Source organism: Pseudomonas nitroreducens, assembly GCF_014204515.1.
Taxonomy (GTDB): Bacteria; Pseudomonadota; Gammaproteobacteria; order Pseudomonadales; family Pseudomonadaceae; genus Pseudomonas; species Pseudomonas nitritireducens_A.
Genome location: NZ_JACHLI010000024.1, coordinates 24,652 through 47,614, shown reverse-complemented (window position 1 = coordinate 47,614; position 22,963 = coordinate 24,652). Strand labels below are relative to the sequence as shown.

Sequence of the window (22,963 nt, the reverse complement as noted above, 5' to 3'; positions counted from 1 at the left end):
ATGAATCCCTCGCTTGATAATCCTTATCCCCGCCACCACCTAGCTCCCCATAGCCCGAGGAGCCCCACCATGTCCGATCCCCTGATCATCCCCTGCCCCCACTGCAACGGCCTCAACCGCGTCCCCGCCGAGCGGCTGGGCGATTCGCCCAGTTGCGGGCGCTGTCAGTCGCCGATCGTGCTGGATCGGCCGTTCGACCTCGATGAAGCCGGCTTCGCCGCCCAGGCCAAGGGTGATCTGCCGTTGCTGGTGGATGTCTGGGCCGACTGGTGCGGGCCATGCAAGGGCTTTGCGCCGGTGTTCGAGCAGGCGGCGGCGCGGCTGTCGGGCAAGGTGCGGTTGGCCAAGCTGGACAGTGACGCCAACCCGAACCTGTCCACACGCCTGGGGATCCGCTCGATTCCCAGCCTGATCCTGCTGCGCAACGGCCAGGAAGTGGCTCGTCAGAGTGGCGCGATGCCGTTGCCGCAGCTGCTCGACTGGCTTGCCCGTCAAGGCATCTGAGCCCCGTACGAGCCGGCCTGGCCGGGCGTTCAGAAGCGCTTTTCCAGCCCCGGCTTGCGCCACTGGGTGAAGGCCGCCAGCTCCCAGGGGCGGACGGCGACCACCAGGCTGGTGCCGTGCTTGTCCTCCAGCGCGAGCTGCGAGTCCTTGTCATGCAGGCCGCGGAAGTCGCGGAGCAGGCGCTGCATCTTCTGCTGCATGGCGGCGTTGCTGGCGCGGCTGAGCATGCCGCTGACCACCAGGCGCAGTTCGCCGGGGCGGTCGAAGGAGCACTGGAAGAATTCCCGCTGCACCTGCTGCTCGAAGAAACCCTGTATCGGGCCGCCCACCTGCCAGGCGAAGTCCGCTGAGACCTTGAGCCGCACGCGGTTGTTCGGCTGCAGTTCGATGAAGCCCATGCGGTCCAGCTGTGCCAATAGCTGTATCAGCTCGACGGCGCTGAAGGTGTAGGTCTGCAGAATCTGCTCGAAGCGCCAGTGATTGAGCAGCGCCAGCGCCACCAGCAGCAGGCGCAGGTCGGCCACCAGCCGGGACTCCTGCTCGGCGGTCAGCTGGCGGATCTTTTCCTGCTCCTCGGCCAGCTGTGCCAGCTCGGACAGCGGCATGCCCAGCTGCTCGCACAGCGCATCCAGCTGCTTGAGGCTCATGTTGCCCTGGGAGAACCAGCGCTTGAGCGTCGGCTCGGACACGCCCAGCGCGGCGGCCATCTGCAGGTAGGTCTGCCCTCTCTGCTTGAGCTGCTGCTTGAGGGCAACGATCAGTTGCTGGGAAGAGGCCATGGGTCGCTCCATCGAACTGGCACAATCGGCTGAAAGTATCGAATTCCGATACCCGCTGTATCTCAATACTAAACAATGGGAGTTTCAGTTGCGAATAGCGATACCTGCCAGCACTCTGCGGCTGTCTCAGCGACCATGACCCCGGAGGTCAGCCATGCAATCCGACGTGCAACTCAACTCTGCGTACTGGCTGTTTTTCATCAAGGTGTCCTTCGCCCTTTCCCTCCTCGCCACCACGCTGGGCATCGTCTTCATGCCGGCCGACCTGACGGTCAAGGGCTACATGACGATCTGCGCAGTGTTCCTGGTGAACTCGACCATCACCCTGACCAAGACCCTGCGCGACCAGCACGAGGGCGAGCGCCTGATCAACCGCATCAGCGAAGCCAAGACGCAGAAGATCCTCAAGGAATTTGCCGAGTAGGCCCCACGGCGACCGCCCAGGAGATGAGTGATGAGCGTATGGAACAAGTTGGGCAGCCTGCTGCGCGGCCAGGCCCGCGAGTCGGTGGAGTGGCTGGTGGATGCCAATGCCCTGCGCATTCTCGAACAGGAATTGCACGACGCGGACAGCGCCCTGCTGGCAGCCCGCCAGCAACTGACGCTGCTGTGCGCCGAGCGCATCGGCCTGGAGCGCGAACGTGCGGCGCAGCAGCAACAGCTGCAGAAACGTGAAGCACAGGCCAGGGCGGCACTGGCCCAGGGCGAAGAAGCGCTGGCCCTGGAAGTGGCCGGACTGGTGGCACGGCTGGAAACCCGGATCCTCGAGCAGGACCGCCAGATCGGCCACCTGGGCGCCCAGGAAGCCCGCCTCAAGGCCCGGCTGAAAGCCAGCGCGCAGACGCTCCAGGAGCATCGCCGCGAGCTGGTCCAGGTTCGTGCCACGGCCAGCGCCCAGCAAGCCAGCGCGCAGATCGGCAGCCATCAGCACCAGTTGCAGGGGCGGATGGCGGCGATCCAGGAGTCGCTGGGGCGCATCCGCCAGCGCCAGCAGGCGTTCGACGACCAGGAGCAGGCCGCCCGTGCTCTGCTGGAGGAAGAAAGCGACGCTCCGCTGGAACAGCGCCTGCAGGCTGCCGGGATCGTCGCGAGCCACGATGCGCACTCGGTATTGCAGCGACTCAGGTCGAGCGAAGCCAGCCGCCATGAGGTTGGCGACACACGCTGAGACCACGCGCCTGGCAACGAGCGTTTCGGTCAATCCGCGCGGTCATTGCCAGGCCGCGCGGGGCGGCTAGGCTTGGGCAGACACCTTTCCAGGCGAAGCGGAGCGCGCCCATGCCTCATCCCACCGAATTCATCCGTCAGCTCACCGAAGAGCACATCGCCTTCGTCAAGCGCACCGGCCTCAAGGCCGAGGTGCTGGAGCAGGGCCACGTGCGCCTGCGCATGCCGCTCAAGGGCAACGAGAACCACGTCAACAACATGTACGCCGGCGCGCTGTTCACCGTCGCCGAACTGCCCGGCGGCGTGCTGACCGTGGCCAGCTTCGATGCCCATCGCTTCTACCCCATCGTCAAGGAGTCCGGCCTGCGCTTCCTGCGTCCGGCCACCAGCGACGTGACGGTGGACGCCTACCTGAGCGAGGCGGAAATCCAGCGCATCGGCGAGGAGGCAACGCAGCACGGCAAGGCCGAGTTCGTCCTCGACCTGCAGCTGAAGGATGCGGACGGCAACGTCGTCGCGGAAAGCCATTCCGTCTATCAGCTGCGCAGCCGCTGAAACGGGCCATTGCCCTGCATCAAGGTGAAATTTCCTACGTGGCGCGACAGTGGAAGCGCCACAGAGGGAAGCCACCATGTACAGGAACCTGCTCGTCGCCCACGACCTCAGCGTCGAGGCGGATATCGCCGTACGCCGTGCTGCACAGCTGGCCCGCCAGCACGGCGCCAGCGTCACGCTGCTGCACGTCATCGAGGAATACTTTCCCGACCGCATGATGGCCACGGTGCGCGAAGCCGCCGAAGTGGCCCTGCGCGATGCTGCCTGCGCCAACGAGATCGCCGATTACCAACTGGTGATCCGTCAGGGTCGCGCGGCGAATACCGTCACCCAGACGGCGCAGGAGCTGGGCGCCGACCTGCTGGTGATCGGCGCGCACCACCAGCAACTGCTGGAGCGCTTCGACGGCACCACCCTGGAGCGCATTGCCCGGCATTGCCGCGCGCCGATCCTGCTGGCGGTGGAGGAATCCGCTGCGCCCTATGCCAAGGCCCTGGTCGGGCTCGACCTGTCGCACTGCTCCTGCCAGGCCTGGCGCGCCGGCTACCGGCTGCTTGCAGCCAACGCCGAGCTGCTGGCGCTCAACGCCTACCAGCCGGGCAGGAAGGCCGACCGTGCCGACAGCCATCTGGAGACCCAGCGCGAACTGCTGCGCCAGGCGCTGCAGGATGAGCGCACCCAGGTGCCGGCCAACGGGCCGCAATTGCTTTGTGCGGTGCAGCAGGGCACGCCCCAGCAGGCGCTGGAGACGGCGTTGCGCGAATGGACGCCGGACCTGCTGGTGCTCGGCAGCCGCAGCCGCGGCGCCATCGAGCAGGCCATGCTGGGCAGCTCGACGCGCTATTTCCTGCGCCGGCCGCCCTGCGATGTGCTGATCAGCCAGTAACGGCTCAGGCTTCCAGCAGGTTGTGCAGTTCGACGAACTGCTGGGTCAGCTTGTGCCGGGGTTCGAGGAAGATCAGCGGGGTGCACGCCTGGTGCGACTCGCGCATCTTCACCGAGCTCATCAGGTAGACCGGCAGTACCGGCAGCTCCTCCTCCACCAGTTCATCCAGCAGTTGCTGCGGCAGGGTCGCGCGCGGTTGGAACTGGTTGACCACGATGCCCTCGACCTCCAGGTCCTCGTTGTGGTCTTCCTTGAGCTCCTCGATCTCCTGCAGCAGGCCATACAGCGCCTGACGGGAGAAGCTGTCGCAGTCGAAGGGGATCAGGCAGCGATCGGCGGCGATCAGCGCGGAAACCGTATAGAAATTCAACGCCGGAGGGGTATCCAGGTAAATCCGGTCGTAGTCCTCGGAGAGCTCGTCCAGCAGTTTGCGCAGCTTGTTGATCTTGTGCTTCTGCTCGAGCTTGGGCTGCAGGTCGGCCAGCTCCGGGCTGGCGGTGACGATATGCAGGTTGTCGAAGGGCGTCTCGTAGATATCGACCTTGCCCTTGCGGCTGAAAGGCCCGGACGAGAGCGTCTGCTTGAAGAAGTCGGCGATGCCCACCGGCAGGTCTTCACCGGTCAGGCCGGTGAGGTAATGGGTGGAGTTGGCCTGGGCGTCCAGGTCCACCAGCAACGTGCGGTAGCCCTCCGCCGCGCTGACTGCCGCCAGGTTGCAGGCGATGCTCGACTTGCCCACCCCGCCCTTCTGATTGAACACCACGCGCCGCATGAGCCATCCCTCCAGGAACCATTCAAGACCCCCGGATTCTATGCAAAGCCCATGACAAGGGCGAGCACGGCAATTTGCCCCTACCGCTCGGCGGGTCGACCTGCGCCCTACAACTCCTCGTCATAAAGTCGGCATTAAATTAAGAAACGTCTGATTTTCAGCAGCAGCCCTTTTGTAAGCAAAAGTTTGCTTGACAGCAGCGTGACCGCGATAATGGCGGCCCTGCGCCATGGCACGTGTCGACGAAGCTCTTGGTGGATCAAGGAAGACCCATTAGCCGACAGGAATGCCCTCGAGGGCCAACAAGAGCTCGCCGCGTGATTCAATTCGATATCGACCAGTGGAGCGCCTGGGCCCCGGGCCTGTCCACGATCGCCGACTGGCAGAGCTGGGTGCGCGAAGAGCGCCTTGCCGACGCCGCCGCCCAGGCGGACGTCGCCTTTCTCCCCGCCCTGCAGCGCCGCCGCCTGAGCCCGCTGGCACGCATGGTATTCAGCGTCTCCTGGCCCTTGGCCGAGGGGCGCCCGCCAATGCCGCTGATCTTCGTCTCCCGCCACGGCGAAACCGGCCGCAGCCTGGAACTGCTGCGCGAGCTGGCCGTCGAACAACCACTGTCACCCACCCAGTTCAGCCTCTCCGTGCACAACGCGGTGATCGGGCTGTGGTCGATCCTGCGGCAGGACACCAGCGAGATGACGGCGATCGCCGGCGAACGTGACGGCTTCGAGCACGGTCTGCTGGAAGCCGCCGCACTGCTCGCCGAAGGTGCGCCGCAGGTGCTGCTGGTGGTGACCGAGGAGCCGGTGCCGGAGCTCTACTCCAGCTGGGTCGACGACGTGCCCTTCCCCTATGCCGTGGCCCTGCGCCTGACGGCGGGCAGCCAGTGGTCGCTGGCGCTGGCGGAAAACACCTCGGCCCTCGCGCCGCCGCCCCAGCCCAATGCCCTGAACCTGGTGCGCGCGCTGATCGAACGCACCAGCCTGATCCACCACCCCTGGAAGAAGCGTCTATGGACCTGGCAACGCAACCACTGAGCAAGCGCGCCAACGCTTGGCTGTGGCGCCTGTTCGCCACCGGCCTGTGCTTCGCCCTCTTCGGTATCGGCGGCTTGCTGCTGCGGGTGCTGGTGTTCCCGCTGCTGAGCCTGTTGCCGGGCGATGCCCTGCGTCGCCGCGCGCGCGCGCGGCAGACGGTGAGCCGGCTGTTCTGGCTGTTCGTGCAGATCATGCAGCGCAGCGGCGTGCTGACCTATGAGGTCGAGAATATCGAGCGCCTGGGCCGTCCGGGGCAGATGGTGATCGCCAATCACCCCTCGCTGATCGACGTGGTCTTCCTCATCGGCCTGATCCGCGACGCCAACTGCGTGGTCAAGCAGAGCCTGTTCGCCAACCCCTTCACCCGTGGCCCGGTGACGGCGGCGCGGTACATCAGCAACAACGGCAGCATGGACATGTTCGATGAAGCCGTGGACGCGCTGCAGCAGGGCCAGACCCTGATCGTCTTCCCCGAAGGCACCCGCACCACGCCGGGCAAGGCCCCCGAGTTCCACCGCGGCGCGGCGTCCATCGCCCTGCGCGGCGCCAGCGTGATCACCCCGGTGACCATCAGCGTCACGCCGACCACCCTGACCAAGGCCGAGCCCTGGTACAGCATTCCCGCTCGCCGCGTGCACTTCCGCCTGCGCGTGGGCGACGACCTGGACCCCCAGGTCTTTGCCAGCCAGGGCCCCGCCCCGGCGGCCTCACGCCGGCTCAATGCCTTCCTGCACCAGCATTTCACCAAGGAGCTCGCAAGAGATGAGCGATCTGCAACTGGAGATTAAACAGCTGATCATCGACGCCCTCGGCCTCGAAGACATCGGCCCCGATGACATCGACGCCGAGGACGCGCTGTTCGGCGACGGCCTCGGCCTGGACTCGGTCGACGCCCTGGAACTGGGCCTGGCCATCCAGAAACGCTATGGCATCAAGATCGACGCCGATGCCAAGGACACCCGCCAGCACTTCGCCAATGTGGCGAGCCTGGCGGCGTTCGTGAACGCCAAGAAAGCCGCCTGAGACCGCTGACCATGCAAACCCGTGAGGATATTTTCAACACCCTGCGCGACGCCCTGGTCGAGCTGTTCGAGCTGGAGCCTGCGCAGATCAGCCTCGAGGCCAACCTGTACCAGGACCTGGAGATCGACAGCATCGACGCCGTCGACCTGATCGATCACTTGAAGCGCCAGACCGGCAAGAAGATCGCCGCCGAGGAATTCAAGTCGGTGCGCACCGTCGGCGATGTGGTCGAAGCGGTCCATCGCCTGGCCAACCCATGACACGTCTGGTCGGGCTCGGCCTGCTGCTGGCCGGGTTGCTCTACCCGTTCGCGATCTATTTCGGCATCGATCACCTGTCGCCGAAGTTCTTCGCCCTGCTGCTGGGCGGCCTGTGGTTCGCCCGCAGCCTGGGTAGCGGGCAGCGCCCCGGCCAGCGCTGGATGGCCCTGGCCGCCGTGCTGTTCTGCCTGGTCCTGTGGCTGGTCAACGAGCCGCACCTGCTGCGCTGGTATCCCGTGCTGATCAGCGCCGGCCTGCTCTGCCTGTTCGCCTTGAGCCTGAAGTTCGGCCCGCCGCTGGTGGAGCGCCTGGCGCGCCTGCGCGAGCCGGAGCTGCCGCCCCACGCGGTGCGCTACACGCGCCGGGTGACCCAGGCCTGGGTGCTGTTCTTCCTGGGCAACGGCCTGATCGCCGCGGCCCTTACGCTGTGGGCGCCGCTGGCCTGGTGGACGCTGTACAACGGCCTGATTTCCTACCTGCTGATGGGCGTGCTGTTCGCCGTCGAGTGGCTGGTGCGGCAACGGGTCAGAGGTCAAGGATGAAACCGATTTCCCTCGCCCGGCTGCTGCTGGAACTGCCTGCCGAGCGCCCGTTGGCGATGGAGCCGGCGCTGCTCGCCAATGAGTTCGTGCAGCGCATCTGCGCCACTGCCGGTGCCCTGCGCCAACGCAACGCCCAACGCGTGGCGATCCACCTGGAAGACGCCGCCGAACTGGCCATCGCCCTCTACGCGACGTGGCTGGCAGGCGCCGAAGCGGTGCTGCCGGCCGACAACCTCGCCCACAGCCGCGAACGGCTGGCGGCGCAGATCGACACCTGGATCGGCGACCAACCCGGCGACCTGACTCTGGCCGAGCTGGATGGTCCCGCACTGGCACCGCAAGAGCTCGATCTCGACGCCTGCCGCCTGGTGCTCAGCACCTCCGGCTCCACCGGCGAGCCCAAGCTGATCGGCAAGTCGCTGCGCCAGCTGGACAACGAAGTGCAGGTGCTCCAGGCGCTGTGGGGCGCCGAGCTGGGCGAGGCGCGCATCCTCGGCAGCGTCGCCGCGCAACACATCTACGGCCTGCTGTTCCGCGTGCTCTGGCCTCTGTCCGCCGGCCGCGCCTTTCTCCGTCGGCAGATCGCCTTCCCCGAAGACCTGCAACGCCTGAGCCTCGACCAGCCGCGCTTCGCCTGGGTCGGCAGCCCGGCGCTGCTCAAGCGCATGGGCGACAACCTCGACTGGCCGGCACTGCGCCCGGTGGTACGGGTGTTCTCCTCCGGCGGCCCGCTGCCGGCCGAAGCTGGCGAGCTGTTGCACGAACGCCTCGGCCAGGCGCCGACGGAAATCTACGGCAGCTCCGAGACCGGCGGCATCGCCTGGCGCCAGGGCGGCCAGCTGTGGCAACCGTTCGACGGCGTGACCCTGAGCCAGGATGAGCACGGCGCGCTGCGCATCGAATCGACCTACCTGCCGCCCGGCGCAACCGAGCAGACCGCCGACGCCGCGCGCCTGTGCGCCGACGGCCGCTTCGAGCTGCTCGGCCGACTGGACCGCATCGTCAAGCTGGAAGAGAAACGCATCTCCCTGCCGCAACTGGAGGCCGCGCTGGCGAAACATCCCTTCGTCAGCGAAGCGCGCCTGGGCGTGGTGCAGGAGAACCGCGCCAGCCTCGGCGCACTGGTCGCTCTCAACGACGTCGGCCTGCATGAACTGCGCAACGGCGGCCGCCGCGCGCTGACCCAACGCCTGCGCGAACACCTCGCCGACCACTGCGAAGCCCTCGCCCTGCCGCGCCGCTGGCGCCTGCTGCGCCGCCTGCCGGGCAACGCCCAGGGCAAGCTGCCGCAAGGCCTGGTGGACGACCTGCTGCACGCACCGCGCAGCCGCGACCCGGAAGTCCTGGCGCATAGCGAGGCGGACGGCGAACAGCGCTTCCAGCTGGAAATCCCCCTGGACCTCGCCTTCTTCCCCGGCCACTTCCCCAAGGCGCCCGTGCTGCCCGGCGTGGTGCAGGTGCAGTGGGCGCAGCAACTGGCTCGCCAGGTATTCGACCTGCCGCCGCGCTTCGGCGGCATGGAAGTGCTGAAGTTCCAGCAACTGCTGCGGCCGGGCGATCTCTGCCAGCTCTCGCTGCGCTGGGACGCCGCGCGCGGCAAGCTGTACTTCGCCTTCACCCGTGGTGAGGCCGCCTGTTCCTCCGGGCGCATCCTGCTGGGGGCGACCGAATGAACACCAAGCCCTGCGCCGTGATCCCGGTGTACAACCACGAGCACGCGCTGCCCCAGGTGGTCGCCGAACTGCTCGCCGCCGGGCTGCCCTGCGTGCTGGTGGACGACGCCTCCAGCCGCGAGTGCGCGGTGGTGATGGACCAGCTCGCCGCAGGCCGCGAAACGTACCTGGTGCGCCTGGCGGTGAACCAGGGCAAGGGCGGCGCGGTGATGGCCGGCCTGCGCGAAGCCGCGCGCCTGGGCTTCACTCACGCGCTGCAGGTGGACGCCGACGGCCAGCACGACCTGGGCGACGTGCAACGCTTCCTCGTCACGTCGAGCGAACATCCCGGTGCGCTGATCTGCGGCTATCCGCAGTACGACGCTAGCGTGCCCAAGGGCCGCCTATACGCGCGCTACCTGACCCACGTCTGGGTGTGGATCAACAGCCTGTCGCTGTCGATCCGCGATGGCATGTGCGGCTTCCGCGTCTATCCGCTGAAGCCCACGCTGCAGCTGATCGACAGCGCGAAGCTGGGCAAGCGCATGGATTTCGATCCGGAAATCCTCGTGCGCCTGGCCTGGCGCAACCAGCCGATGCAGTGGCTGCCGACCAAGGTGCATTACCCGCTGGACGGCCTCTCGCACTTCCGCCTGTTCCACGACAACGCGCTGATCTCCTCCATGCACGCGCGGTTGTTCTTCGGCATGCTCTGGCGCTCGCCGGCCATTCTCTGGCGCCGCCTGCGGAGCCCTGCGTGAGCGCGCAGCACTGGGCGCAGCAGCGCGAGCGCGGCAGCCTGCTGCTGATGCGCTTCACCGCCTGGGCGGCGCGCACCCTGGGCCGGCGCCTGCTGTCGCCGCTGCTGCATCTGATCGTGCTGTACTTCTTCCTCTTCGGCAGCCGTGCCCGCGGCGCCATCCGCGAGTACCAGCAGCGCCTGGCGCAGCACAGCGGTGACACTTCGCTGCGCCCGAGCACCGGCCGCGTGTTCGCTCAGTTCATGGCCTTCGCCGACGCCATCCTCGACAAGCTCGACGTCTGGGCCGGCCGCCTGGACCTGGCCAGCATCGAACTGGATGACCCGCACAACCTGCGCGCCCAGCTGCGCAGCGGCCGTGGGCAACTGCTGGTGGGCGCGCACCTGGGCAACCTCGAAGTCTGCCGTGCGCTGGCCGAGCTGGGCGAAAAGGTACGCATGAACGTGCTGGTGCACACCCGCCACGCCGAGCAGTTCAACCGGCTGCTGGGTGAGTCCGGCGCCAGCCACCTGCGGTTGATTCAGGTGAGCGAACTGGACCCGGCGATCATGCTGCAGCTGTCCCAGCGCCTGGACGCCGGCGAGTGGCTGGCGATCGCCGGCGACCGCATTCCGCTGCACGGCGGGCGCAACGTCGAGGTGGATTTCCTCGGCGCCCCGGCCGCCTTCCCGCAAGGCCCCTGGCTACTGGCCGGGCTGCTGCAATGCCCGGCCAACCTGATGTTCTGCCTCAAGGAAGCAGGCCGCTACCGCGTCTACCTGGAGCCCTTCGCCGAGCGCATCCAGTGGCGCCGCAGCGACCGCGCCGAGGTCCTGAAACACTGGACCCAGCGCTATGCCCAACGCCTGGAACACTACTGCCTGCGCGCGCCGCAGCAGTGGTTCAACTTCTACCCGTTCTGGAAAGCCCATGACGACAACCCCTGAAGTGCCGGTTTTCGGCCAAGGCCACCTGAGCATCGAGCAGATCGTCGCCCTCGCCGAGCGCCGGGTGGAAAGCCGCCTGGACGACGACACCGAGTTCCGCGCGCGGATCGCCCGCGGCGCGCAGTTCCTCGACACCCTGCTGGACAAGGAAGGCGTGATCTACGGCGTCACCACCGGCTACGGTGATTCCTGCGTGGTGGCCGTGCCGCTGGAGCACGTCGAGGCGCTGCCGCAGCACCTGTTCACCTTCCACGGTTGCGGCCTGGGCAAGCTGCTCGATCCGCAGGCCACCCGCGCCGTGCTCGCCGCGCGCCTGCGTTCGCTGAGCCACGGGGTTTCCGGCGTGCGCCTTGAACTGCTGGAGCGCCTGCACGCCTTCCTCGAACACGACATCCTGCCGCTGATCCCGGAAGAGGGTTCGGTGGGCGCCAGCGGCGACCTCACGCCGCTGTCCTATGTCGCCGCAACCCTGGCCGGTGAACGCGAAGTGCTCTGGCGCGGAGAAAGGCGCAGCGCCGCCGAGGTCCACGCTGAACTGGGCTGGCAGCCGCTGGTGCTGCGGCCCAAGGAAGCGCTGGCGCTGATGAATGGCACGGCGGTGATGACCGGCCTCGCCTGCCTGGCCTACGTGCGCGCCGACTACCTGCTCAAGCTGGCCACGCGCATTACCGCGCTGAACGTGATCGCCCTGCAGGGCAACCCGGAGCACTTCGACGAGCGCCTGTTCGCCGCCAAGCCGCATCCGGGGCAGATGCAGGTTGCCGCGTGGATTCGCCAGGACCTGGCCATCGACGCACCGACGCCACCGCTGCACCGCCTGCAGGATCGCTACTCACTGCGCTGCGCACCCCACGTGCTGGGCGTGCTGGCCGACAGCCTGGGCCTGCTGCGGCAGTTCATCGAGATCGAGCTGAACAGCGCCAACGACAACCCGATCATCGACGCCGAAGATGAGCGCGTCCTGCATGGCGGGCACTTCTACGGCGGGCACATCGCCTTCGCCATGGACAGCCTGAAGAACCTGGTGGGCAACGTCGCCGACCTGCTCGACCGGCAGCTCGCGCTGCTGGTGGACACCCGCTACAACCACGGCCTGCCGAGCAACCTCTCGGGGGCGCCGGCGGACCGCGCGATGATCAACCACGGCTTCAAGGCCGTGCAGATCGGCGCCAGCGCCTGGACCGCCGAGGCGCTGAAAAACACGATGCCGGCCAGCGTGTTCTCGCGCTCCACCGAGTGCCATAACCAGGACAAGGTGAGCATGGGCACCATCGCCGCACGCGATGCCCTGCGCAGCCTGGAGCTGACCGAGCAGGTCGCCGCCGCCACTTTGCTGGCCGCACAACAGGGCGTCTGGCTGCGTTGCGGCGAAGCTGGTGCGTGGCCGCTGCCGGCGCCACTGGGCGGCATGCACGAGCGACTGGCGAAAGACTTCCCGCCGCTGATCGAGGACCGCGCCCTGGAAGGCGAACTGCGCCTGTGCCTGCAGCGCATCCGCGCGCGCCACTGGGGGCTCTATGCGTAAGGCCGGGGTGCTGCAGGCCGAGGTGGAAATCCTCGTGCCGTTCTTCGATGTCGACATGATGGAAGTGGTCTGGCACGGCCACTACGTCAAATACCTGGAAGTCGCGCGCTGCGCCCTGCTCGACAAGCTCGACCACAACTACGCGCAGATGCGCGAGGCCGGCTACGCCTGGCCGGTGATCGACCTGCAGCTGCGCTACGTGCGCGGCGCCCGCTTCGGCCAGCGCATCAGCGTACGCGCCAACCTGGTGGAGTGGGAGCACCGCCTGAAGATCAACTACCTGATCAGCGACGCCGAGACCGGCGAGCGCCTGACCCGCGCCAGCAGCAGCCAGGTGGCGGTGGAAATCGCCAGCCGCGAGATGCAGATGGTCTCCCCGCCGGTGTTCATCGCCGCCGTGCAGCGTGCGCTGGAGGCCGAGTCATGCTGAAGCGCGCCCTGCTGGTCTGCGGCTTGCTGCTCGCTCCGCTGGCCCACGCCTTCGATCTGCCGCAACTGGCCGCGCAGCTCGGCAAGCCGGCGGTAGTGCGTGGCGAGTTCGTCCAGGAGAAGCACCTGCGTTCGCTGCCGCAACCGCTGGTGAGCAAGGGCCACTTTGTCCTCGCCAAGCAGCACGGCCTGCTCTGGCTGTTGCAGACGCCGCTCAAGCAGGACTACCGCATCGACGATCAAGGCATCGCCCGGCGCGACGCCAACGGCTGGCAGCAACTGCCGCAGCGCAGCGCCAGCGCGCAGCAGAACCGCCTGTTCCTCGCCGTGCTGGAAGGCGACAGCAGCGGCCTGCAGCGTGACTTCGACCTCGCCCTCAGTGGCGAAGCGAATGACTGGAAACTCACCCTCACCCCACGCGCCGTACTGCTCAAGCAGATCTTCGACAGCATCGAGATTGCCGGTAGCGAACTGGTGCAGCGCATCGAACTGCACGAAGCCCAGGGCGACCGCACCGTGTTGCGCATGACCGACAGCCAGCCCGGCGACAACCTGACCGATGCGGAGCGCGCCGACTTTGCCCGCTGAGCGGCCGCAGTGGCTGCCACGCCTGGTACTCGCCGGGCTGCTGGCGCTGCTCGCCCTCGCCGCCTGGCAATGGCGCGGCGCCGCGCCACTGAGCACCGACCTGCTGGAACTGGTGCCCGGCGGCAGCCGTGACGTGCTGCAGAAGCAGGCCGAACAGCGCATGCAGGAGCCGCTCAACCGCGAGCTGATCGTGCTGGTCGGCTACCCCGAGCGCGATACCGCCATCGCCCGCGCCCGCGAACTGGCCGAGCGCTGGCAGGCCAGCGACCTCTACGACAAGGTCCAGTGGGGCGTGCAGGCGGACCTGCCGGCGCTGCGCGAACAGCTGCGCAGCGGCCGCCTTGCTCTGCTCGGCGCCAGCGATCGCCAGGAGCTGATTGGCGATCCTGACGCCTTCGTCCAGCGGCGCGTGGAGCAACTCTTCGATCCCTTCGCCGGCTTCGGCCTGCTGCCCAACGACCAGGACTGGTTCGGCCTCGCCCTGCGCATCCAGCAGCACCAGCCGCTGCCGTCGAAAGTGCAGCTGGACATCGGCAGCGGCGCACTGGTGGCCGAAGCCGACGGGCGCAACTGGGTGCTGCTGCGCGCCCGCACTCGCGCCGATGCCTTCGACATGAACCTGCCCCGCGCGGTGGCCGCGCAGATCGCCGAGGCGCGCCAGCAGTTGAGCGCCGACGGCGGGCAGATGGTTGCCGCCAGCGGCCTGCTCTACGCGGCCGACGGCCAGCGCCAGGCCAGCCGCGAGATGACCTGGGTCGGCGGCGGTGCTGCATTGGGCACGCTGCTCCTGCTGCTGCTCGCCTTCCGTCGTGCGCGCGCGCTGCTGGCCTTCCTGCCGGTGCTGGTCGGCGTGCTGGCCGGCGCCACCGCGTGCATCGCCCTGTTCGGCAAGATCAACCTGCTGACCCTGGTGCTCGGCGCCAGTCTGATCGGCGTGGCCTCGGACTACCCGCTGCATTACCTGTCCAAAGCCTGGACTGCCACTCACTGGCAGCCGTGGCACGCGCTGAAGCTCAGCCAGCGCGGGCTGTTCCTCAGCCTCGCCACCAACCTGATCGGCTACCTCGCCCTGGCCTGCACACCGTTCCCGGCGCTGACCCAGGTGGCGACCTTCTCGGTGGCCGGCCTGCTCGCCGCGTACCTGTGCGTGATCGGCCTGCTGCCGATCCTGCTGCGCGGCGATGCCATCGCACCGCAACCGTTGCTGCTGTCGTTGGGCACGCGGCTGATGGGCCTGCGCCAGTCCCTGCTCCGCCGCACCGGCAGTTGGCCGCTGCTGGTCGTGGTCGCGCTGTTCTGTGCGGGCGGGCTGTGGCAATTGCAGATCAAGAACGACCTGCGCCAGTGGCTGGGCGGAAAACCGCAGTTGCTGACCGAGGCCCAGGCCGTGGCGCGCATCACCGGCTACCAGCCCACCAGCCAGTTCTTCCTGATCCGCGCCGCCGATGAAACCCAGCTGCTGCAACGCCAGGCCGAACTGGCCGCGCGGCTGGACAAGCTGGTGCAAACCGACCAGCTCAAGGGCTACCTCGCACTCAACCAACTGCTCGCCAGCGCACAGCAGCAACAGCAGGCCCGCGAAGCCCTGCGCCAGCTGCCGCAACACTGGCAGGCGCTGCTCGACCTGGGCATCCCGCAGGCGGCGCTGCAAGCCGAGTTGGAGCAGTTGGAGAAACTCCCGCCGCAGTCCCTCGACCAGGCCCTGCAAGGCCCATTGGGCGAGCCGTGGCGGCCGCTGTGGCTGGGCACGGTGGACGGCGGCGTGGCCGGGCTGGTGAGCTTGCAGGGGCTGTCCGACGCCAGTGTGCTGGCCGAGCAGGCCAAGGGCCTGGAAGGCGTGCAACTGGTGGATCGCCTGGGCGAGCTGAACCGTCTGTTCGCCGCCACCCAGGTCAGCGCCACCGAATTGAAACTGCTCTCCTGCGTACTGATCTTCGCCCTGCTGCTCAAGCCCTTCGGCCCGCGCGGCGCCCTGCGCATCGTCCTGCTGCCCTTGCTGGCGGCGCTGTGCAGCCTCGCCAGCCTGGGCTGGCTGGGCCAGCCACTGACCCTGTTCAGCCTGTTCGGCCTGCTGCTGGTGACCGCCATCGGCGTGGATTACACCATCCTCATGCGCGAGCGCGTCGGCGGCGCGGCGGTGAGTCTGGTCGGCGTACTGCTGGCGGCCATCACCACCTGGCTGTCGTTCGGCCTGCTGGCGCTGTCCAGCACGCCGGTGATCAGCAACTTCGGTCTGGCCGTGGGCCTGGGCCTGGGGTTCTGTTTCCTGTTCTGCCCCTGGGCAGGCGAAACCCCGAGAGAAGGCACGCCGGCATGCTGACGATCCTGTTCTGGCTGGCCATGCCGCCACTGTTCGCCCTCGCCGTGATCGGCGGCAGGCGCCTGCGCCTGCTGCCCATCGTCAGCCAGTTGCTGGTGGCCGGGCTGTTGCTGCCGCTGCTGTTCGTGGTGCTGCAAGGCCAGGGTTTCGAGGTGCGCACACTGGTCAGCGCGCCCTGGCTCAAGCCGCTCTACGACATCGGCTTCGCCCTGCTGCTGGGGCATATCCTCAGCGACGTGATCGATCTGGACGTCAGCCGCCAGAGCCTGAAGATCGCCCTGCCCAGCTTCGCCGTGCCGCTGGCCTGCGGCATGGCCAGCGCCTGGTGGCTGCTGGGCGTGCGCGAGGGCATGAGCGTGCTGGGCATCGGCCTGCTGTTCGCCATCACCGCGATCCCGGTGCTCTACCTGTTCCTGCGCAACATCGACTACCCCGAGGACGCCACCCGCCGGCTGATGCACGCGGCAGTGCTGATGGACCTGTGGTGCTGGAGCCTGTTCGGCCTGGCCCAGGGCAGCAGCGATCCGTCGAAACTGATCTGGCCGCTGCTGGCTGGCGTGACTCCGCTGTTGCTGCGGCTGATCGGCGTACGCCAGCACCTGGCCTACAGCCTGCCGTTCTTCGGCCTGATGATCGCCTTCCAGCACTGGCACCTGAACACCCTGGTGTTCGCCATCACCTGGCTGATGGCCCAGGCCGCGGTGCGCCAGCCGTTCCGCCTGCCGATACCGCCGGGCGCGGCGCAGGCCTTGCAGAACAGCCTGCTGGTGCCGCTGGTGCTGGCCTTTGGCATCCTGCAGATCGACTTCCACCACGCCCTCTCCGGCTACTCCTGGCTCTACCTCGGCGCGCTGCTGGTGCTGCCGGTGCTGAGCAAGCTGGCCGGCAGCTGGCTCGGCCTGCGCTGGGCGCTGCCAGGCGCCACGGGAGGGCAACTGTGGAAGGAAAGCCTGCTGCTGAACATTCGCGGGCTGACCGAGATCGTCTTCCTCAACCTGCTGTTCCAGCAGGGCCACATCGACTCGCTGCTGTATTTCAGCCTGCTGCTGATGAGTCTGTTCGCCACCCTGCTGCCCGCCCTCTGCGGTGTGCGTCGCCCACGCAGCAGCACCGCTTCCCAGGATATTGCCCCGGCAAGGAGCCCTTCTGATGCCCGCCCCTGATCTGCAACAACGCACCGTCGTCGTCATCGGCGCGGGGCCTTCCGGCGCCATCGCCGCCGCCCTGCTCAAGCGCAAGGGTCACGACGTGCTGGTGCTGGAGCGCCAGCGCTTCCCGCGCTTCTCCATCGGCGAGAGCCTGCTGTCGCACTGCCTGGACTTCGTCGAGGAAGCCGGGATGCTCGACGCGGTGCTCGCTGCCGGTTTCCAGACCAAGCACGGCGCGGCCTTCGGCTGGGGCGAGCGCTACACCGATTTCGACTTCCGCGACAAATTCACCGAGGGCAAGGGCTCGACCTTCCAGGTCCAGCGTGCACGCTTCGATCAGTTGCTGGCCGACCAGGCCGAACGGCAGGGCGTGGAAATCCGCTACGAGGAAGAGATCATCGCCGCCGACTTCGCCGGCGCCTGCCCACGCCTGCGCGTACGCCGCCTGGACGGCAGCGAGTACGAGGTGGAATGCGCCTTCGCCCTCGACGCCAGCGGGTACGGCCGCGTGCTGCCGCGCCTGCTCGACCTGGAGGCGCCGTCCGGCTTCCCGGTGCGCCGCGCGGTGTTCACCCATGTGGAAGACCGCATCGACGCGCCGCACTTCGACCGCGAGAAGATCCTCATCAGCATCCACCCGCAGGAGCGCGGCATCTGGTACTGGACCATCCCCTTCAGCGACGGCCGCACCTCCGTCGGCGTGGTCGCCGAGGACCATCATTTCGAAGGCAGGCTGGATGACCTCGATGCCTGCCTGAAAGGCTTCTTCGACGCCGCGCCGAACCTGCGCCCGCTGCTGCGCAACGCCGTGTGGGACACCCCGGCGCGCACCCTCGGCGGCTACTCGGCCAACGTCAAGCGCCTGGCCGGGCCGGGCTTCGCCCTGCTGGGCAACGCGGCGGAGTTCCTCGACCCGGTGTTCTCCTCCGGCGTCACCATCGCCATGCGCTCCTCCAGCATGGCGGCGGGCCTGCTCGACCGTCAGCTCAAGGGCGAGACGGTGGACTGGCAGGCCGACTTCGCCCAGCCGCTCAAACGCGGCGTGGACACCTTCCGCGCCTACGTCGAGGGCTGGTACGACGGCAGCTTCCAGGACGTGATCTTCTACGAGAAGGCCGACCCGGAGATCCGCCGGATGATCTGCTCGATCCTCGCCGGCTACGCCTGGGACCTGAAGAATCCCTTCGTCGCCGAACCGCAGCGTCGTCTGCGGGTGCTCTCCGAAATCTGCGCCAGCTGAAAAGGACAAGGACTGTCATGACCCGCCCCGCTTCCACCTACGTCGAGGAAACCCGCTTCGGTTTCTGGTTCCTGCAAAGCCACACCTGGCAGCACCACGTGCTGCGCGTGGCGATCAACGACCTCAAGCGCCTGGTGAGCTGGGACATCCCGGCCAACCCCGTGCTGCTGGACGCCGGCTGCGGCCAGGGCCGTTCGTTCCGCCTGCTGCGCGATGCCTTCCAGCCCGGCCGCCTGATCGGCCTGGATGCCGACCCGCACAGCCTCGACTGCTCGGCGCTGGAAGCGGCGCGGGAGAACGTCGAGGTCGAACTCAACTGCGCCGACTGCGCCGACCTGATGCTGCCCTCGGCCAGCGTCGACATCCTGTTCTGCCACCAGACCTTCCACCACCTGGTGGAGCAGGAGCGTGCGCTGGAAGAGTTCTGGCGCGTACTCAAGCCCGGCGGCCTGCTGCTGTTCGCCGAGTCCACCGAGGCGTACATCGATACCTGGGTGATCCGCTGGTTCTTCCGCCACCCGATGCACGTGCAGAAGAGCGCCGCGCAGTACCTGCAGATGCTCCGCGAGCAGGGCTTCGAGTTCAGCGAACGCAACGTCTCCTACCCCTACCTGTGGTGGAGCCGCGCCAGGGACTTCGGCCTGCTGGAACGCTGGGGCCTGCGCAAGGCCAAGCCGTTCGGCCAGCGCGAGGAAACCCTGGTCAACGCCGTGGTGCGCAAACCCCTGGAGAGCCGCTGAGCATGATCCGCTGGCTGAGTCTTGCCTTCGTCCTGCTGCTGGCCGGTTGCGCCCAGCAGGCGCCGCTGCCGTCGGCATTGCCGCCGCTGGCGACGCCGCTGCAGCTGCATATCCAGCGCGAACAGGGCGGAGCGTCGCAGGACTGGCTGCTGGTGATCCAGCAGGAAGGCGGGGCGCTGCGCTGGTCGCTGATCGATCCGCTGGGCATCCCGCTGTCGCGCCAGCTGCTGCGTGACGGCGAGTGGAGCAACGACGGTCTGCTGCCGCCCAACCCGGAAGCGCGCGAGCTGTTCGCCGTGCTGCTGTTCGCCCTCACTCCGCCGGACCAGCTCGCCGCGCGCTATCGGCCGGCGGACTACCAGACGGAAGGCGCCACCCGCGAACTGCAACAGCGCTGGGAGATCACTTATCGTTCGACGCAGGATTTCACCCTGCAATCCGCTGACATCCACTATCACGTGACGCCCCTGGATAGCGCTCCATGACCGCCACCTACCTCAACCAGCTGGGCCTGATCTGTGCCCTGGGCAACGACCGCCGCGAAGTGGCCGCCGCGCTGCTGGCCGGCGTGTCGGCGGGCATGCAGGTGCAGGCTGGCTGGGTGCCGGGCCGGAGCCTGCCGGTGGGCACGGTGAAGGCGCGCCTGGCTGCCATTCCCGACAAGCGCCACGACACCCGCAACAACCGCCTGCTGCTGGCGGCCGCCACGCAGATCGACCCGGCCATCCGCGCGGCCATCCAGCGCTACGGCGCAGCGCGCGTGGCGGTGGTGCTGGGCACCAGCACCTCGGGCATCCAGGAAACCACCCAGGGCGTGCGCCACCACAGCCTGCACGGCCAGTTGCCCGAAGGCTTCCACTATTCGCACCAGGAGCTGTCCGACCCGGCGGTGTACCTCGCCGGACACTACGAGCTGGCCGGCCCCGCCTACGTGATTTCCACCGCCTGCACTTCCAGCGGCCGCGCCCTGCAGAGCGCACGCCGGCTGCTCAATCTGGGGCTTTGCGATGCCGTGCTGTGCGGCGGCGTGGACAGCCTGTGCGAGCTGACGCTGAACGGCTTCAGCGCGCTGGAAGCGGTCTCCGACGAGCTGTGCAAGCCGTTCTCGGCCAACCGCCACGGCATCAACATCGGCGAGGGCGCCGCGTTGTTCCTGATGACCCGCGAGCCCGGCGCAGTGGCCCTGCTCGGCTGCGGCGCCAGCTCCGACGCGCACCATATTTCCGCCCCCGAACCCGAAGGCCGTGGCGCACGCGAGGCGATGCGCAAGGCGCTGGCCGATGCGCAAGTGCAAGCCAGCCAGATTGCCTACCTGAATCTGCACGGCACCGCGACACAGCACAACGACGCCATGGAGAGCCTCGCCGTCAGCGCGGAGTTTCCTGGCGGCGTGCCCTGCTCTTCGACCAAGCCGCTGTCCGGGCATACCCTCGGCGCCGCCGGTGCGCTGGAAGCGGCGTTCTGCTGGCTGCTGCTGGGCGAGCACAACCCGGACAAGCGCCTGCCGCCGCAGCGCTGGGACGGCATCGCCGACCCGCAACTGCCGGCGCTGCAACTGGTGGGCGAAGACGCGCCGCGCCTGCCGTCCGCCGGCCCGCGCTACCTGATGAGCAACTCGTTCGCCTTCGGCGGCAACAACATCAGCCTGATCCTGGGCGAGCTGCGCAATGACCCTGGAGTGACCCGATGATCGACTGGCCGATCGCCTCGCTGCTGCCCCATGCGGGCGACATGATCCTGCTCGACGAGGTCCTCGAGTTCGGCGACGAGGACATCCGCACGCGCCTGACGGTGCGCCCCGGCGGGCTGTTCAACGAGGCCGACGGCAGCCTGCCGGCCTGGGTCGGCGTGGAGCTGATGGCGCAGAGCGTCGCCGCCTACGCCGGCTGCCAGGCACGCTCGCGCGGCGAGCCGGTGGAGCTGGGCTTCCTGCTCGGCACCCGGCAGTACCAGTGCGACGTGGCGAGCTTCCCCGTCGGGTCCGAACTCACCGTCCATGCCATCCGTACCCTGCAGGACGACAACGGCATGGGCGTTTTCGAATGCCACCTGACAGGGCCGGGCATCAGGGCGCTGGCGCGCCTGACCGTGTTCCGTCCGCCGGAAGTGGCGAGCTACCTACAAGAACCTGCTTTACATGAGCCCCGCGTATGACTGACTCCATTCTGGTAACTGGCTCCAGCCGCGGCATCGGCCGCGCCATTGCCCTGCGCCTGGCCAACGCCGGTTACGACATCGTGCTGCACTGCCGCAGCGGCCGCGCCGAAGCCGAGGCCGTGCAGGCCGAGATCCAGGCCCTGGGCCGCAATGCCCGCGTGCTGCAGTTCGACGTGGCCGACCGCGAGGCCGCGCGCTCCATCCTCGAAGCCGACGTGGAAGCCCACGGCGCCTATTACGGCGTGGTGTGCAACGCCGGCCTGACCCGCGACGGCGCCTTCCCGGCGCTGACCGAAGAGGACTGGGACCAGGTGCTGCGCACCAACCTCGATGGTTTCTACAACGTCCTGCACCCGCTGATCATGCCGATGATCCGCCGCCGCCAGCCGGGGCGCATCGTCTGCATCACTTCGGTGTCCGGGCTGATCGGCAACCGTGGCCAGGTCAACTACAGCGCCTCCAAGGCCGGCGTCATCGGCGCCGCCAAAGCGCTGGCCATCGAGCTGGGCAAACGCAGGATCACCGTGAACTGCGTGGCGCCGGGACTGATCGATACCGCCATGCTCGACGAGCAGGTGCCGGTGGAGGAAATCCTCAAGATGATCCCCGCCCAGCGCATGGGCACCCCGGAAGAAGTCGCCGGCGCGGTGAACTTCCTGATGTCGGCCGAGGCCGGCTACATCACCCGCCAGGTGCTGGCGGTCAACGGAGGGCTGTGCTGATGAAGCGCGTGGTCATCACCGGCATGTCCGGCATCACCTCCCTGGGTTCGGACTGGGCGAGCATCGAGGCGAACTTCAGCGCCAGCCAGAGCGGCATCCGCCGCATGGACGAGTGGGACCGTTTCACCGAACTCAATACCCGGCTGGCCGGCCCGGTGCTGGACTTCGTGGTGCCCAGGCACTGGACCCGCAAGCAGCTGCGCAGCATGGGCCGCGTCTCGCGCTTGTCCGTTGGCGCCGCCGAGCGCGCGCTGGCCGACGCCGGCCTGCTGGGCGACGAGTCGATCCGCGACGGTCGCATGGGCGTGGCCTGCGGCTCGTCCACCGGCAGCACCGACGAGATCAAGGCGTTCGGTAACATGCTGCTCAACTCGGTGGCCGACGGCCTCAACGCCAACTCCTACGTGCGCATGATGCCGCACACCACGGCGGCGAATATCAGCATCTTCTTCGGCCTGACCGGCCGGGTGATCCCCACCTCCAGCGCCTGCACCAGTGGCAGCCAGGGTATCGGCTACGCCTACGAGGCGATCCGCTTCGGCCGCCTGCCGCTGATGCTCGCCGGTGGCGCCGAGGAGCTGTGCCCGACCGAGGCCATGGTGTTCGACGCGCTCTACGCCACCAGCCTGAAGAACGACGCCCCGCACACCACCCCGCGCCCCTACGACAGCGGTCGCGACGGCCTGGTGATCGGTGAAGGCGCCGGCATGCTGGTGCTGGAAGAACTGGAGCACGCCCTCGCTCGCGGCGCGCACATCCACGCGGAGATCGTCGGCTTCGGCAGCAACGCCGACGGCCAGCACACCACCCGCCCGGAACAGTCGACCATGCGCCGCGCGATGGAGCTGGCGCTGGAAGATGCCGGCCTCACTGCCGACGCCATCGGCTATGTGAACGGTCACGGCACCGCCACCGAGCAGGGCGACATCGCCGAGACCCTGGCCACCAGCGAGCTGTTCGGCAGCCGCATGCCGATCAGCTCGCAGAAGAGTTTCCTCGGCCACACGCTGGGAGCGTGCGGCGCGCTGGAGTCCTGGTTCAGCATCGAGATGATGAACAGCGACCGCTACGTGCACACCCTCAACCTGGACGAGATCGACCCGCGCTGCGGCGAGCTCGACTACCTGCGCGGCGAGCCGCGCGCGATGAGCAACGAGTACGTGATGAACAACAACTTCGCCTTCGGCGGCATCAACACCTCGCTGATCTTCAAGCGCTGGCGCTGACCCCATC

Annotated in this window: 27 protein-coding genes; 25 read left to right on the top strand and 2 right to left on the bottom strand. The window is 68.0% G+C overall.

Translation table 11 applies throughout. The features are described from left to right. Positions 1–69 precede the first annotated feature (69 nt). A complete protein-coding gene (gene trxC, locus HNP46_RS24705) occupies positions 70–504 on the top strand; it encodes a thioredoxin TrxC (protein WP_184594261.1) in 435 nt (144 codons plus the stop codon). A 29-nt stretch (positions 505–533) separates the two neighbouring features. On the opposite strand, the gene HNP46_RS24700 is transcribed toward trxC, so the two are convergent. Further along, a complete protein-coding gene (locus HNP46_RS24700) occupies positions 534–1,283 on the bottom strand; it encodes a helix-turn-helix domain-containing protein (RefSeq protein WP_184594259.1) in 750 nt (249 codons plus the stop codon). Positions 1,284–1,437: 154 nt separating this feature from the next. On the opposite strand from HNP46_RS24700, the gene HNP46_RS24695 reads away from it, so the two are divergent. The 4 genes from HNP46_RS24695 (at position 1,438) to HNP46_RS24680 (ending at position 3,891) form a co-directional block, all read left to right on the top strand. Continuing rightward, on the top strand, positions 1,438–1,707 hold the full coding sequence (locus HNP46_RS24695; protein ID WP_184594257.1) for a YiaA/YiaB family inner membrane protein: 270 nt from the start codon (positions 1,438–1,440) through the stop codon (positions 1,705–1,707). A gap of 30 nt (positions 1,708–1,737) precedes the next feature. Continuing rightward, entirely contained in the window at positions 1,738–2,451 is a 714-nt protein-coding gene (locus HNP46_RS24690; RefSeq protein WP_184594255.1) for a PspA/IM30 family protein, read from the top strand. 110 nt (positions 2,452–2,561) lie between these two features. Continuing rightward, complete coding sequence (locus tag HNP46_RS24685; protein WP_184594253.1) at positions 2,562–3,005, top strand: YiiD C-terminal domain-containing protein; 444 nt, start codon at positions 2,562–2,564, stop codon at positions 3,003–3,005. A 76-nt stretch (positions 3,006–3,081) separates the two neighbouring features. Then, positions 3,082–3,891, top strand: a complete 810-nt coding sequence (locus HNP46_RS24680) for a universal stress protein (RefSeq protein ID WP_184594251.1) — start codon at positions 3,082–3,084, stop codon at positions 3,889–3,891. 4 nt (positions 3,892–3,895) lie between these two features. Here the strand turns inward: HNP46_RS24680 and HNP46_RS24675 are convergent, their stop codons facing one another. Then, the gene (locus HNP46_RS24675) at positions 3,896–4,663 is read right to left on the bottom strand and encodes a ParA family protein (RefSeq protein ID WP_138213958.1); all 768 of its coding nucleotides are present in this window, start codon (positions 4,661–4,663) and stop codon (positions 3,896–3,898) included. 317 nt (positions 4,664–4,980) lie between these two features. Between HNP46_RS24675 and HNP46_RS24670 the strand changes: the two genes are divergently transcribed. Genes HNP46_RS24670 through HNP46_RS24575 form a run of 20 tightly spaced genes read left to right on the top strand, consistent with a single transcriptional unit; the run spans position 4,981 to position 22,956 of the window. Then, the gene (locus HNP46_RS24670) at positions 4,981–5,697 is read left to right on the top strand and encodes a beta-ketoacyl synthase chain length factor (protein ID WP_184594249.1); all 717 of its coding nucleotides are present in this window, start codon (positions 4,981–4,983) and stop codon (positions 5,695–5,697) included. Further along, a complete protein-coding gene (locus HNP46_RS24665) occupies positions 5,673–6,485 on the top strand; it encodes a lysophospholipid acyltransferase family protein (RefSeq protein ID WP_184594246.1) in 813 nt (270 codons plus the stop codon). Before HNP46_RS24670 ends, HNP46_RS24665 begins: the two co-directional genes overlap by 25 nt. Beyond that, the gene (locus HNP46_RS24660) at positions 6,460–6,720 is read left to right on the top strand and encodes a phosphopantetheine-binding protein (RefSeq protein ID WP_184594244.1); all 261 of its coding nucleotides are present in this window, start codon (positions 6,460–6,462) and stop codon (positions 6,718–6,720) included. Before HNP46_RS24665 ends, HNP46_RS24660 begins: the two co-directional genes overlap by 26 nt. Positions 6,721–6,731: 11 nt before the next feature. Continuing rightward, entirely contained in the window at positions 6,732–6,980 is a 249-nt protein-coding gene (locus tag HNP46_RS24655; protein WP_184594242.1) for an acyl carrier protein, read from the top strand. Next, positions 6,977–7,522, top strand: a complete 546-nt coding sequence (locus tag HNP46_RS24650; protein WP_184594240.1) for a hypothetical protein — start codon at positions 6,977–6,979, stop codon at positions 7,520–7,522. Before HNP46_RS24655 ends, HNP46_RS24650 begins: the two co-directional genes overlap by 4 nt. Continuing rightward, complete coding sequence (locus tag HNP46_RS24645) at positions 7,519–9,195, top strand: AMP-binding protein (protein WP_184594238.1); 1,677 nt, start codon at positions 7,519–7,521, stop codon at positions 9,193–9,195. Before HNP46_RS24650 ends, HNP46_RS24645 begins: the two co-directional genes overlap by 4 nt. After that, positions 9,192–9,935 (top strand): glycosyltransferase family 2 protein, encoded by a 744-nt coding sequence (locus tag HNP46_RS24640; RefSeq protein WP_184594236.1) that lies wholly within the window; start codon positions 9,192–9,194, stop codon positions 9,933–9,935. The genes HNP46_RS24645 and HNP46_RS24640 overlap by 4 nt, the downstream gene beginning before the upstream one ends. A gap of 47 nt (positions 9,936–9,982) precedes the next feature. Beyond that, a complete protein-coding gene (locus HNP46_RS24635; protein WP_260403257.1) occupies positions 9,983–10,861 on the top strand; it encodes a glycosyl transferase in 879 nt (292 codons plus the stop codon). Beyond that, positions 10,845–12,386 (top strand): HAL/PAL/TAL family ammonia-lyase, encoded by a 1,542-nt coding sequence (locus HNP46_RS24630; RefSeq protein WP_184594232.1) that lies wholly within the window; start codon positions 10,845–10,847, stop codon positions 12,384–12,386. The genes HNP46_RS24635 and HNP46_RS24630 overlap by 17 nt, the downstream gene beginning before the upstream one ends. Then, positions 12,379–12,816, top strand: a complete 438-nt coding sequence (locus HNP46_RS24625) for an acyl-CoA thioesterase (RefSeq protein ID WP_184594230.1) — start codon at positions 12,379–12,381, stop codon at positions 12,814–12,816. Before HNP46_RS24630 ends, HNP46_RS24625 begins: the two co-directional genes overlap by 8 nt. Continuing rightward, a complete protein-coding gene (locus HNP46_RS24620; protein ID WP_184594227.1) occupies positions 12,810–13,403 on the top strand; it encodes an outer membrane lipoprotein carrier protein LolA in 594 nt (197 codons plus the stop codon). The genes HNP46_RS24625 and HNP46_RS24620 overlap by 7 nt, the downstream gene beginning before the upstream one ends. Next, on the top strand, positions 13,375–15,723 hold the full coding sequence (locus HNP46_RS24615) for an MMPL family transporter (RefSeq protein WP_184594225.1): 2,349 nt from the start codon (positions 13,375–13,377) through the stop codon (positions 15,721–15,723). The genes HNP46_RS24620 and HNP46_RS24615 overlap by 29 nt, the downstream gene beginning before the upstream one ends. Further along, positions 15,717–16,886, top strand: a complete 1,170-nt coding sequence (locus HNP46_RS24610; protein ID WP_184594223.1) for a sodium:proton antiporter — start codon at positions 15,717–15,719, stop codon at positions 16,884–16,886. The genes HNP46_RS24615 and HNP46_RS24610 overlap by 7 nt, the downstream gene beginning before the upstream one ends. Further along, positions 16,873–18,111, top strand: a complete 1,239-nt coding sequence (locus HNP46_RS24605) for an NAD(P)/FAD-dependent oxidoreductase (protein WP_184594221.1) — start codon at positions 16,873–16,875, stop codon at positions 18,109–18,111. The genes HNP46_RS24610 and HNP46_RS24605 overlap by 14 nt, the downstream gene beginning before the upstream one ends. A 17-nt stretch (positions 18,112–18,128) precedes the next feature. Further along, a complete protein-coding gene (locus tag HNP46_RS24600; protein WP_184594218.1) occupies positions 18,129–18,851 on the top strand; it encodes a class I SAM-dependent methyltransferase in 723 nt (240 codons plus the stop codon). Positions 18,852–18,853: 2 nt separating this feature from the next. Then, a complete protein-coding gene (locus HNP46_RS24595; RefSeq protein WP_184594216.1) occupies positions 18,854–19,336 on the top strand; it encodes a hypothetical protein in 483 nt (160 codons plus the stop codon). Then, positions 19,333–20,541 (top strand): beta-ketoacyl-[acyl-carrier-protein] synthase family protein, encoded by a 1,209-nt coding sequence (locus tag HNP46_RS24590; protein WP_184594214.1) that lies wholly within the window; start codon positions 19,333–19,335, stop codon positions 20,539–20,541. The genes HNP46_RS24595 and HNP46_RS24590 overlap by 4 nt, the downstream gene beginning before the upstream one ends. Then, positions 20,538–21,005 (top strand): hotdog family protein, encoded by a 468-nt coding sequence (locus HNP46_RS24585; RefSeq protein WP_184594212.1) that lies wholly within the window; start codon positions 20,538–20,540, stop codon positions 21,003–21,005. Before HNP46_RS24590 ends, HNP46_RS24585 begins: the two co-directional genes overlap by 4 nt. Next, positions 21,002–21,730, top strand: coding sequence for a 3-oxoacyl-ACP reductase FabG (gene fabG / locus HNP46_RS24580; RefSeq protein WP_184594210.1), 729 nt, complete (start codon positions 21,002–21,004; stop codon positions 21,728–21,730). The genes HNP46_RS24585 and fabG overlap by 4 nt, the downstream gene beginning before the upstream one ends. Then, the gene (locus HNP46_RS24575) at positions 21,730–22,956 is read left to right on the top strand and encodes a beta-ketoacyl-ACP synthase (protein ID WP_184594208.1); all 1,227 of its coding nucleotides are present in this window, start codon (positions 21,730–21,732) and stop codon (positions 22,954–22,956) included. The genes fabG and HNP46_RS24575 overlap by 1 nt, the downstream gene beginning before the upstream one ends. Positions 22,957–22,963: the final 7 nt, after the last annotated feature.